Annotated in this window: 11 protein-coding genes; 1 reads left to right on the top strand and 10 read right to left on the bottom strand. The window is 74.4% G+C overall.

All coding sequences use genetic code 11. The features are described from left to right. Window positions 1-12: 12 nt before the first annotated feature. Window positions 13-2,466: a glycogen debranching N-terminal domain-containing protein gene (locus GA0070616_RS25135; protein WP_139128992.1), complete on the top strand. Its 2,454-nt coding sequence runs from the start codon at window positions 13-15 to the stop codon at window positions 2,464-2,466. Between the two features lie 62 nt (window positions 2,467-2,528). Here GA0070616_RS25135 and GA0070616_RS25130 read toward each other — a convergent pair whose 3' ends face one another. From GA0070616_RS25130 to GA0070616_RS25085, 10 genes are all read right to left on the bottom strand, one after another. Further along, window positions 2,529-2,936 (bottom strand): four-helix bundle copper-binding protein, encoded by a 408-nt coding sequence (locus tag GA0070616_RS25130; RefSeq protein ID WP_091088333.1) that lies wholly within the window; start codon window positions 2,934-2,936, stop codon window positions 2,529-2,531. A 386-nt stretch (window positions 2,937-3,322) separates the two neighbouring features. Then, on the bottom strand, window positions 3,323-4,723 hold the full coding sequence (locus GA0070616_RS25125) for an MFS transporter (protein ID WP_091088328.1): 1,401 nt from the start codon (window positions 4,721-4,723) through the stop codon (window positions 3,323-3,325). A gap of 9 nt (window positions 4,724-4,732) precedes the next feature. Continuing rightward, entirely contained in the window at window positions 4,733-5,062 is a 330-nt protein-coding gene (locus tag GA0070616_RS25120) for a hypothetical protein (protein WP_139128991.1), read from the bottom strand. A 215-nt stretch (window positions 5,063-5,277) separates the two neighbouring features. Continuing rightward, entirely contained in the window at window positions 5,278-6,102 is an 825-nt protein-coding gene (locus tag GA0070616_RS25115) for a 4'-phosphopantetheinyl transferase family protein (protein WP_091088320.1), read from the bottom strand. Further along, entirely contained in the window at window positions 6,086-7,240 is a 1,155-nt protein-coding gene (locus GA0070616_RS25110; protein WP_091088317.1) for an acyl-CoA dehydrogenase family protein, read from the bottom strand. Before GA0070616_RS25110 ends, GA0070616_RS25115 begins: the two co-directional genes overlap by 17 nt. Next, window positions 7,237-7,965, bottom strand: a complete 729-nt coding sequence (locus GA0070616_RS25105; protein ID WP_091088314.1) for an acyl-CoA dehydrogenase family protein — start codon at window positions 7,963-7,965, stop codon at window positions 7,237-7,239. Before GA0070616_RS25105 ends, GA0070616_RS25110 begins: the two co-directional genes overlap by 4 nt. After that, a complete protein-coding gene (locus GA0070616_RS25100; RefSeq protein ID WP_091088311.1) occupies window positions 7,962-8,921 on the bottom strand; it encodes a beta-ketoacyl-[acyl-carrier-protein] synthase family protein in 960 nt (319 codons plus the stop codon). Before GA0070616_RS25100 ends, GA0070616_RS25105 begins: the two co-directional genes overlap by 4 nt. Window positions 8,922-8,923: 2 nt before the next feature. Continuing rightward, complete coding sequence (locus GA0070616_RS25095) at window positions 8,924-9,184, bottom strand: acyl carrier protein (protein WP_091088308.1); 261 nt, start codon at window positions 9,182-9,184, stop codon at window positions 8,924-8,926. A gap of 33 nt (window positions 9,185-9,217) precedes the next feature. Continuing rightward, entirely contained in the window at window positions 9,218-10,486 is a 1,269-nt protein-coding gene (locus tag GA0070616_RS25090) for a type III PLP-dependent enzyme (protein WP_091088305.1), read from the bottom strand. After that, entirely contained in the window at window positions 10,479-11,861 is a 1,383-nt protein-coding gene (locus GA0070616_RS25085; protein WP_091088301.1) for a preATP grasp domain-containing protein, read from the bottom strand. Before GA0070616_RS25085 ends, GA0070616_RS25090 begins: the two co-directional genes overlap by 8 nt. Window positions 11,862-11,874 lie beyond the last annotated feature (13 nt).

The raw sequence follows: 11,874 nt of genomic DNA, 5'->3' as shown, positions 1-11,874 counted from the left end.
GTGGATGGGGGCGTGGCCGTGGATGGACGACTCGACGCGTTCTTCGCCGGGTTGGCGCAGGCCGCCCCCGGCCGGCTGCCCACCCAGCCCGCCGGGACCATCCGGTTCGACCTCGTGGGGGCCGGCGGGGAACCGGTGGTCTTCTGGGTGACCCTCGCCGACGGACAGGTTCAGGTCGGCCCCACGGGCCGGGACCCCGACTGCGTGGTGGAGATGGAACGGACGGCCTTCGAACGGCTCTGCCTGGGCGCCGACCACCTGGTGGCCATGCTGATCCGCGGCATCGTCTCGATCGAGGGCGACCTGTCGCTGCTGCTGGTCTTCCGCCGGCTGCTGCCGCCGGCCGCGGACAGTTCGGGCCCGGCCCCGCTGGAGGAGGTGTCCCGCCACACCGCGCGCGCCCCCATCGCGCTGCACGACGCGACCAGCGCCTTCTTCGGCAACATGTTCCTGATCAGTTCCCGCAACGGCGACGTCGAGGCGGCCCCCACCACCCCGCTGGGGCTGTTCTACTTCGACACCCGCTTCCTGTCGACGTGGCACCTCACCGTCGACGGTGAACGCCTCGCCGTGCTGTCGATCGACGAGGTGCACTCCTACGAGGTGAAGTTCGGGCTGGTGCCCGGACAACCCACCCACTACGTCAGCACCACCACCTCGATCCTGCGGCACCGCTGGCTCGGGGAGTCGTTCGAGGAACACGTCACGTTGTTCAACTACGCGCCGGAGCCGGTGCGCTACACCATCCGTCTGGAGGTCGGATCCGACTTCGCGGAGGTGGCGGAGATCCGCGACGGGTTCTGCCGCCACCGGGACGTCACCACCACGATCGACCACGACTCGCTGCGCCTGCACTACCGCCGCCGAACCCTGCACCGGGAAACGGTGATCACCTCCAGCGAACCGGCCACCATCGACGCGCGGGGGCTGACGTTCACCGTCACCGTCGCCCCGCACGGCACCTGGTCGACCCGCTTGCGGGTGCTGACGCTCGTTCGCGACCTGCGCCGTCGCGACCTGCGGGAACGGCTGACCAGCTCGGCGCACCGCTCGCGCCGGGAGATCGGGCGGGAGATCGAGGAGACCGTCGCCGTGGCACCCCGACTGACCACCGACCACCAACCGCTCAGCGAGGCGTACCGGCGCGGAGTCGACGACCTGGCGGCCCTGTACTACCAGGGGCTGAACTTCCGCGACCGGTTGCCGACCACCGGGCTGCCCTGGTCGATGACCCTGTTGGGGCGGGAGAGCATCGTCAGCAGCCTCCAGGTGCTGCCCTTCCTGCCCCACCGGGCGGTGACCACCCTGCGGATCCTGGCTCTGAGCCAGGGCGCCCGGATGGATCCGTTCCGGGGCGAACAGCCCGGTCGCATCCTCCAGGAGAGCCGCTACGGCGAGTCGGCGGCGTTCAACGACAGCCCCGGCGCGGCCGACTTCTCCGCCGCCGACACCACGGCCCTGTTCGTCATCCTCCTCGACGAGTACGAACGCTGGACCGGTGACGCGGCCCTGGTGCGGGCCTACGAGTTGGAGGCGCGGGCCGCCGTCGCCTGGCTGGATACGCACGCCGACCCGACCGGCACCGGCTATGTCTGGTCCACCCGCCGGCAGACCCCCACCGGGCCGGTCAACGAGAGCTGGCGCAGCTCACCGGCGAGTGTCTGCTTCCGTGACGGGCGGTTGCCGACGTTCCCGCAGGCCATCTGCGAGATCCAGGGGTACGCGTACGACGCCCGGCTGCGCGCCGCCCGGCTGGCCCGGCGGTTCTGGGGCGACCCCGCGTACGCCGACCATCTGGAGCGGGAGGCCGCCGCGCTGCGGCAACGGTTCCACCGGGACTTCTGGATCCCGGAGCGGAGCTGCTACGCGTTGGCGTTGCAGGCCGACGGGAAGCAGGCCGACGGGTCGTCGTCGACCCTGGGTCACCTGCTGTGGAGCGGGATCGTCCCGCCCGAGCGCGCGGCGGCCGTGGTGCGGCACCTGTTCGGCCCCGCCCTCTGGTCGGGCTGGGGGGTGCGCACCCTCGCCCACGGCGACTGGCAGTACAACCCGCTGGGCCACCACACCGGCGCGGTCTGGCCGTGGGACAACTCGATCATCGCCTGGGGGCTGCGCCGGTACGGCTTCCGCCGGGAGGCGGCCCAGCTCTCCGTCGCCCTGCTCGACGCCGCCCGGCACTTCCAGGGACGCCTGCCGGCCTTCTTTGCCGGCTACGACCGGACCACCACCGAGGTGCCCGTGCCGCACAGCTTCACCGACAGCCCGTACGCGCCCTCGGCAGGCGTTCCCCTGCTGCTGCTCCGGGTGCTGCTGGGCCTGGAGCCGTACGCCGACCACCTGGCCGTCGACGCCGGGGTGCCCGAGGAGATCGGCACCATCGAACTGCGCGACGTCCGGGGCCGCTGGGGGTACGCCGACGCGCTCGGCCGGGGCCGTCCCTTCCGCGACCGCCCCGTGATGGCCTGACCACGGGACGGTCGCGCGGGTCGCCGTCCGGCACCGGTGCCCGGCGTGGCGGCCCCGGTCGGTCAGGCCATCGCGGCCAGCAACTCCCGGCAGGCGCTCTCACAGGTCCGGCACGCCTGCGCGCACACCCGGCAGTGCTCGTGGGCGTCGGCGTGGCCCCCGCACTCGTCACCGCAGGACCGGCACGCGGTCGCGCAGGCCTCCAGCAGGGCGCGGCTGAGGTTCGCGTCGTAGCCGGTGTGCCGGGACAGCACACGGGCGGTGGTCGCGCAGATGTCCGCGCAGTCCAGGTTGGTCCGCACGCAGGTGGTCAGTTCCGCCACCATGTCCTCGCTCAGGCAGGCGTCGGCGCACGCGGTGCACGCCTGGGCGCAGTCGTTGAGCGCGTCGATCGTGGCGGCGAGCAGCTTACGGTCCAGGTTGATCGACTTCGGGTACGTCTCCAGCATCGGCAACGTGGTGCTCGGCATGGGAGATCTCCTTCCGGTCGGATCCTTCTGCTTTCGATCGGATCCTTCACGCCCTACCCACTGCCGGTGCCGTCATGCGCCACATCGACACGCGTCCCGTCGTCGCCGCGGATCGCCTCGGGGTCGGCCCGGCGTGCGTCGGTGGCCGCCGCCGGGCAGGCCGACCTCGACCCGATCGCCGAGGCGCTGCCGCGTGGTCGGCGGGTCCGGCGTTCGCGACGGCCCGCCACCCGGGCCGATGGCCAGCTGCGTCACGGGCGCGGCCACGGTGGCGGTGCTGCGCCGGCGGTCCGCGCGATCCCGGAAGCAGGCGACCGCCGCGCCGGGATGACGGCGCGGCGGTCGGAGTGGTCGGGGCGGTCGGTGGTCGGGAACGGTGACAGCGGTCAGGAGGGGCGACCGGCGGTGACCAGGCTCGGCTGCGTCCGCTGCGCCTCGGTCTCGTCGCTGTCGGTGACCTCGCCACCCGGCGCGGCGGCGCGGTCCGCGGTGGCCGGCTGGGCGGTGCCGGCCTCGGCGGCGGGTGCCGTCGACGCGGGCTCGGCGACCGGCTCGGCGGCGGGGACGGGCTGGCGCAGGGCCATCACCGCGGCCACCGGCGCGACCAGGGCCACCGCCCCGCAGACCAGCCAGGTGGCGGTCACCCCGATGACGGTGGACAGGGCACCGAAGACCACGATGGACACCGGGGTGGTGCCGATGCTGGCCAGCGTCAGCATCGACATCGCGGTGCCCAGCCGGGCGCGGGGCGAGGCCTGCTGGTAGACGGTGACGATGGCCGGCCCGTTGAGGCCGGCCATCAGGCCGACGCCCGCGCCGACGGCGGCGAGCGTGACGACCGACGGCATCAGCGCCATCAGCAGGATGCCGACGCCGATGCCGACGCCGGTGACGACGAGCCGGACGAACAGCGGTACCCGGTGGGCGAGCAGGGCACCCAGGGCACCGGCGAACAGGGCGCCGGAGCTGAACGCCACCACCACGACGGCGACCGAGCCGACGCCCCAGCCGCGCCCGTCCACCAGCAGCGGCAGCGCCACGTCGATGGGCCAGCCGAAGGCCATGTCGAGGCAGAACGCGCACAGGAACAGCCACCGCAGCCGGGCGTACGAGCGCAGCAGGCGCACCCCGTCACCGGAGCGGCGCAGCAGGTTGTCCCCGGGCTCGCGGGTGGTGCCGGTCATGCCCCGGGTGACCACGAACATGGCGCACCAGGAGACCGCGCAGGTGACCGAGACGGCGGCCATGGCGTGCCACAGCTCGCCGGTGGCGATCATCCACGCGCCGATCGGGGAACCGACGATCGGCGCGATGCGGGTCACCATCGCCGACAGGGAGTTGGCCCGGGCGAGCTGGTTACCCTCGGCCAGGCGGGGCATCAGGCTCTGACTGGCGGGGCTGCCCATGCCGAGCAGCACCCCCTCGACGGCGGCGACGACTACCAGCGGCCAGAACCAGTCGGTGCTGAGGGTGGCCGCGGCGCCGGCGGCCAGCAGCAGCACCCGCGCCGACGTGGTACGCAGCAGCACGAAGCGGGGGCCGACCAGGTCGGCGATCGGGCCGGCGAAGATCAGGGTGAGGGCGCGGGGGACGGTGCCGGCCAGCATCAGGGTCATGATCGCGCCCGCGCCGCCCATCTGGACGGCGGTCCAGCCCAGCGCCACCAGCAGGACGTAGTCCCCGGTGAGCGACAGGCCCTGGCCGGCGGTCAGGACCATGACCTTGCGCCACTGGATCGCCGCCCGCGCGCCGGCCCGGGTGGCCTCGGCCGTATCAGCTGATGTCATCGAATTGCCTCACTGTCTCGGGGAGCCGGGTCCCGGGTCGGTCGGTCGGATGGTCGTCGGGCAGGGGCAGTCGCCCCCGCAGCCCGCCGGGGCGGGCCAGCGCGTCGGTGCGGGCAGCTGCACGGGTCCGCAGCCGCCGCGCAGCGCGTACTCCACGGCGAGGACGGTGGCGGCGCGCTCGTCGTCGGCGTTCACCGGCCCGCCGGTACTGACCTCGACGGTGCCGCCCAGGTCGGAGCGGCCCAGCCGGGCCAGGGTCCGGGCGACGACCTGGACGGCCGCCGTCCGGTCGGCGGGACAGCTGGTCAGCACGGGCACGTCCGACGGGGTGAACCGCACCCGCACCACGCCGGCCGGAGTGGCCCCTCCCCCCGGATCCCGTCGAGGGGAGAGGCCACCGACCGCGCCGGATCCGACGGTGGTCGGCTCCGCAGCGGCGACGGGTACCGGCGCGCGGGTGGCGGCCGGAACGGGACGGTCGGTGGCGGGCCACCCCCGCGTCCGGGGGGATGCGGTGGGCCGGCACGGTCCGTCATCGGGACGCGGGTCGTACCTCATCGGATCCCCCTCGGGCCGCGGGACGGGACCGGACTGACGTGCTCCGAACGGTACGGACCGGCGCGGTCGCCGCCCGGCGGTTGGCCGGGCAGGACGGCGGCACCTTCGCGCCACCGCTCGGGCGGCCAGCCCCACTCGAACAGGCGGAGCCGGCCGAGGCGGTCCCCGGTGGTGGCGAGGGCGGCGACGTAGCCGGGCGGGGCGGGCAGGTCCCGCAGCAGCCAGCGCTGCCCGGCGAGCGGTCCGGTGCCCTCCACCGTGCCGGGCATCAGCACCCGCAGCCGCAGCCCTTCCAGGAAGCGTCCGCCGGACGCCTTCACGCAGGCTTCCTTGCGGGACAGCAGCCGGTGGTAGGCGGCGCTGCGGGCGTGCGGGTCGCTGTGCCGGGCCACCGCCGCGGCCTCCTCGGCGGGCAGGAACCGGGTGGCCAGCGCCACCGTCGGCGGGCCGTCGCGGACCCGTTCCAGGTCCACCCCGACGGGGCCGGTCCACCGGACGGCGAGCAGCGCGTGACCGCCGGAGCGGCTCAGGCTCCACTGCCAACGGCTCCACTGCCCCTCGAAGAACGGTTTGCCGTTCGGCCCGCGGGCCCAGTGCACCGCGTCGCCGGGAGCGCCGAGGTAGCGGGCGAGGACGGTCCGGGCCGCGCCGTGGGCGACGACGAAGCGGTGCGCGGCGACCGGGTCGCGCAGGTCGCCGGCGCGCCGCCGCTCGTCGGCGTCGAGCAGGGCGGCGACCACGTCGACGGTGTCGGTGTCGACGTCGAGACCGATGTGCCAGATGTCCGCCCCGGCCGGCGGGGGGTCAGGCCGCGCGTGCATCGCCGAGCCGTCCCTGCAGGTAGCCCTGCGCCAGGGTGAGGCGCTGGATGTTGCCGGTGCCCTCCATGAACTCGAAGGCCCGCGCGTCGCGCACCAACTTGTCGAGCAGCGGGTGGTCCCAGCGGGCACCGGGTCCGAGCATCCGCACGGCCGTGGTGGTGATCTCCTCGGCGAGGCCGGTGGCGCGGATCTTCGCGGCGGAGGCGAGGGTGCCGTCGGCCGGGTCGCGGTCGGCGCTGTGGGCGGCGGCCAGCACCAGGGCGCGGGTGCCGACCAGCCGCTGCGCCCAACCGTCGAGCAGGTGCCGTTCGTGGCTGCGGAATCCGCGCCGCTCGGCCGTCACGAGATCGTACGCGGCCTGGGCGACGCCGAGGGCCAGGCAGGACACCACCGGGCGGTAGCGGTGGAAGGTACGGGTGGCCGCCCACATGCCCTGCCGGGTGGCCGAGCGGTGCCGGCCGAGCACGTCCGCGGGTTCGATCGGCACGTCCCGCATGCGCAGTTCGCTCAGTTGCAGCCCGCGCAGGCCGAGGGTGGGCAGGGGCACCGCCTCGAAGCCGGGCCGGGTGGTGTCGACGAGGACCGCGACCACGCCGAGCGGGCCGGAGTGGCGGCGGGCGAAGACGACGCCGAGGCGGGCCCGGGCGGCGTTGCCGACGAATCGCTTGGTGCCGGTCAGCAGCAGCCGGTCGCCGTCGGGTCGCAGGGTGGTGGTCATCCCGCCCGGGTCGGAGCCGTGCGCCGGTTCGGTCATGCCGAAGAAGGTCCAGGTGGGGCCGTCGGCCACGGTCGTCCAGTAGCGGTCGTGCTGCTGGTCGTCGGCGAGGTCGGCGATGACGGAGCCGGACATCGACGGGCCGGGCAGGGCCAGCACCGCGCCCGCGTCGGCGCGGGCCAGTTCCTCCAGGACGGTGACCTGCTCGACGCAGGTGTCGAGCAGGACGGGCCGGCCGCGCACCCGCAGCGGGTCTGGGTTGTGCGCGGCGGGCAGGCCGACGAGTTGCCGCCAGGGCACCGCCCGGTGCAGGCCGGTGGTGGCCAGCGTCGGGTCGCGGTCGAGGTCCAGGGCGGTCACGCGCAGCGCGGCGGCGTGGTCGCGGGCCATCGCCCGCAGGTCGGTGAGGAGCTCGGTGGTCACGGCGCCTCCAGTTCGGTCGGCGGTGGGTAGGTGTCGGCCAGCAGTTCCGAGGCGCGTACCTCGCTGCCGGGCCCGTCGGCGAGGAACCCGGCGGCGCCGAACAGGTGCAGGCAGCGCCGGCCCACCTCGTCGAGTCCCTCATGGACCCGGCGCAGGGTGGAGGGGTCGCCGGCGTCGGTGTCGAGCAGTGCGCGGGCCTCGGCGACACCGGCGGCGGCGTCGGCGAGCAATGCCCGCACCAGTGGCAGATTCAGGGTGGGTGCCCCGGCGACGGACCGGCCGCGCAGGTGCGCGGCGGCCCTGGCGAGCAGTCGCTCGGCCAGGCCGAGGCGGATCCAGGCGACGCCGGTGGTCCAGGCCGGGTCCGGCGGCGCGGCACGGGGCAGCCGCCGCGCGACCAGTTCGGCGTCGCCCACCGGCACGCGGGCCAACTCGGTCAGGCCGGCCCGGGGCCGGGGCCCGTCGCCGGTGGCGTACCGGTCACAGGTCGCGTCGACCTCGGCGGGCAGCAGGGTGTGCCCGCCGGGCCCCGCCGGCAGGACGCCGGGGTGGACCGCGTCGTGCAGTGCCGCCAGGGCCGCGACGGGCCCGTCGGCGTAGGCGACCAGGCGGTGCCGGCGCGGGTCGACCGGCCCGGGTCGCGGGTGCTGTGGTGAGGCGTCGCCGCCGGTGGGGTGCGGGGCGTGGCCGGCCCGGGCGGCGGGCGGCGCGGCGGTGGGTGTCATGGGACCAGCTCCCTCGGGCGGCGGGGGCGCGGCTCGGCGGCCGGCGGGTGGTCGACGGTGCGGGCCCGGCCGGGACGGCGGTCCCGGGCCGGCGGTTCGGGTCGGGCGGCGGAAGGGGTGAGGGTGACGGCACACCGGTACGGCAGCACCGGATCGACGTCGGCGACCAGCACCCGACCGGCGGGGCTGGTCCCGCCGGCCAGCGCCTCGGCCAGGGCCAGCCACACCCCGGCGCAGGGGTGCCCGCCGGGAGCCCGGACCACGGGTGTGCCCGGCGGAGTCCCGGTCAGCCCGGCACCGGCGACGACCAGGTCGGCCTCGGCGGCGGCCCGGGAGTCGGGGTCGGTCCGGGAGTCGGGGTCGGTCCGGGTGACGGTGATGGTCGGCGGGTCGACGGCGACGGTGCCGTCCGGCCCCAGCAGCAGGGCCACCGCCACGTCGCGGGTCGGGCGGACGGCCGCGTCGTCGGGGGGCAGGGTGGACTGCTCCATGATCAGGACGAGGGCCCGCCGGGCGGCACCCGAGCGCAGCCGCTGGTGGGCGATGCGCAGGGCGGTGAACGGACCGGCGACGCCCTGCTCGGAGACGCCCATCTGCAACGGTGCCCCCGGCAGCAGCTCGGCCAGCAGCGCGGCGGGGAAGCTCTGGTTCCGGCAGTCGGGGCTGGCGTCGACGGTGATGGCCAGGTCGACGTCGGCCAGCGCGGGCCCGAGTTCGCCGACCACGTGGCGGACCATGTCGTGGTAGCTGACCCCGGCGCCCCCGGTCAGCCAGTCCAGGTCGGTGAACGGGCCGTACAACGATTCCAACTGGCTGACCAGCGCGGACGCGTCGTCCGGGGTGAGCGCCGGGCCCGGGACGAAGGTGAACGGGATGATGCGTTCGAGGGCCGGTCCGGCCGCGTCACCAGGCGCGGCCGGACCGGACTGCTCCTCGAGCCGCCGCAGGACCGGCACGGTCAGCGGCTCTCGGTGATGAAGGCGGCCAGCGAGCCGACGGTCTCCAGGTGGCTCTGCTCCAGGCCCTCCGGGTCGACCTGCATGTCGAGTGCGTCCTCCAGGGCCATCAGCAGGCCCAGCACGCTGGTGGAGTCGAGGCTCAGGTCGTCGAACAGCCGGGTCTGCTCGGTGACGTCGGTGAGGTCCTGCCCTAGCACCTCCGCCAGGGCTGCGACGATGGCGGAGACGACCTGCGGGTCGGCGGTCTGCGTGGTGATCATGAGATTGTCCTGCCTTTCAGGGAAGGTGTTTGGTCAGCGGAAGTCGTGCAGGATCTGGGCGGCGAGCATGCTGTCGACGTCGTCGCGGGTGCGGATCAGCCGCGGCTCGCCGTCGTGGACCAGCACCTCGGCCGGGTAGCCGTGGCTGAGGAAGTGCACCGGCGAGGCGGTCGGGCCGTACGCGCCGGAGCGCTCGACCCCGACCACGTCGCCGGGGCGCAGGTCGGCCGGCAGCTCGACGGCCTTGCCGATGGTGTCGTTGGGGGTGCACAGCGGCCCGGTGACGTTCCACTTCACCGGCTCGGCGGCGCTGTCGCGGTTGAGCAGGCGCATCGGGAAGTTGCGCTTGACGAAGGAGCCGATGCCGACGGCGGCCATGTGGTGGTTGGTGCCGCCGTCGGCCACGGCGAACCGCTCGCCCATGGACTCCTTGACGTAGCGGACCCGCACCGCGTACGTGCCACTGTGGCCGACGAGGTAGCGACCCAACTCCATCACGAGGCGGGTGTCGGGGTGCCGCTCGTGGAAGCGGGCGAAGACCGGGTTGAGCTGGTCGGTCAGCGCGACCACGTCCAGGTCGCGTTCACCGGCGAAGTAGGCCACGCCCAGGCCGCCGCCCACGTCGACCACCTCCAGCGGTACGCGCAGGTGCGCGGCGAGCCGCTCGGCCAGGTCGAGGATGCGGGTGGTGTTCTCGGCGACCATGTCCTCGCTGAGGAAGCGGGTGCCCATGTACGCCTGGAAACCGGCCAGCCGGACGTGGCGGTGCCGCGCGGCGAGATCCGGGGCGTCGAGCAGGGCGGTCTCGTCGATGCCGAACTGGCGGGGCTTGCCGCCCATCGTCAGCCCGCCGCCCTTGACCGCGAAGCTGGGGTTGACGCGCAGCACCACGCGGGCCGTCACACCCAGCCCCTCGGCCAGTTCGTCGATGAGCGCCAGCTCGCCGAACGACTCACAGATGAGGGTGATCTCCTCCTTGAGGCAGGAGGTGATCTCGTCGCGGCTCTTGCCGGGGCCGAGGAACATGATCTGGTCGGCGGGAACACCGGCGCGTTGCGCGGTGACCAGCTCGGTCAGGGAGGACACCTCGGCGCGGGCGCCCAGGGAGTGCAGCAGCGCGCAGACGCTGACGTTCGGGTTGGCCTTCAGCGAGTAGAACATCTCCACGGCCGGGTGCAGCCGCTCCCGCAGGCCCCGGTACTGGGCGGTGACGGTGGCACCGTCGTACACGTACAGGGGGGTGCTGAACCGCTCGACCAGTTCGGTGACGGGGACGCCTCCCAGCGACGTCGACTCAGACATGGACGGGCTCCTTCTTCACGGTCGCCACGATGGCGCGGTCGAGGTTTGCCAACTCCTGCTCGGAGGCGGCCATCAGCAGGCCGTAGAGGCGGCCGGCGTACGGGCGGGGGTCGTCGGTGTCGGGCGCGGCGGCGTTGACGGTGGCGAAGTTGTTCACCAGCAGGCCGCTGCCCCGGGCGGGGTCGAACAGCAGCTCACCGAGCTGGTCGCGCAGGTCGGCGAAGCGGACGGGGCCGGTCAGGGTCAGGTCGTACTGCCGGGCGGTGGCGATCGTGTCGGCGCCCATGAACCGCTCCTGAAGGGCCGTCTGGTACGTCGACATGTTGTTCCGGGCGTTGATCTCCAGCACCGGCAGCAGCCCGCCGTCGGTGGTGGTGATGGCGTCGACGCCGACGACGCCGTGGAAGCCGTCGGCGGCCAGGCGGGCGCCGAGCCGGTCGGCGGCGGCCATGATCTGCCCGGCGTGGGCGGCGGAGATCCGGGCGGGAATGCGGTGTCCCTTGTGCACCCCGTTCTCGGTCAGCGCCTCCTTGACGAAGTCGAACCGCACCGCACCGTCGCGGCCGACGGTGAAGTGGTAGTTGAGGTCGAGGGCCTTGTCGGCCCACTCCTCGATGACCAGGGCGACGCGGGGGTCGCCGGTACGCTCGGCCCGGCGGGTGACCATCCGCACCAACTGGTCGAGCCGGCGGGGGTCGTCGACCACGACGATGCCCTTGCCGGACACCCCGTAGGCGTCCTTCACGCCGACCCGGCGGCCGGCGGCGACGGACCGGGCGGCGTGCGCCGCGGCGGCGGCGAACTCCCCGACCGTCTCGCACTCCCAGCCGGTGGCCTGCGGCAGGCCCAGGTCGGCGGCGACCCGCCGGCTGTAGATCTTGCTGTTGACGGCCTTGACCACCGGCACCGGCGGCAGCGCCGGGGCGAGCCCGGTCAGCGCGCACAGCTGCTCCTCCAGGGTCGACATGCCGTGTGGCAGCAGGTGCGCCCCCCGGGCGGCCAGGTCCGCCAGTGCCGCCAGCAGCCGGGGTGAGCGCAGCGCGTCGACGCTGACGGTGGCCGCCGGGTCGTGGCTGTCGGTGACGAGGATGCGGGGCAGGTCGACGCCGAGGCCGGCCAGCCAGTGCAGGTAGTCGGGGTCGGGGGCGGACTTGAGGACCACGTGGTCGTCGGGCCCGGCGAGCAGGACGGTGAACTCGTCCATCCGGTTGACGATGGCGGCCGACGCCCGGCCGCCGACGGTGGGCAGGCCCACCTCGTCGCGGGCCCACTCGTCCTCGACCTCGAAGTTGCCGAGCAGCACGAACGGGGTGCCGGGGTCGCCGGTGCAGGCGGCCTTGACGCCGGTGAGGAAGTTGGGGTGCGGCGGTGACATCGGGTTGTCCCTT

This window comes from Micromonospora nigra (assembly GCF_900091585.1).
Taxonomy (GTDB): domain Bacteria; phylum Actinomycetota; class Actinomycetes; order Mycobacteriales; family Micromonosporaceae; genus Micromonospora; species Micromonospora nigra.
Note: the sequence above shows the minus strand (reverse complement) of the source record. Positions and strands in the feature narration are given on the sequence as shown.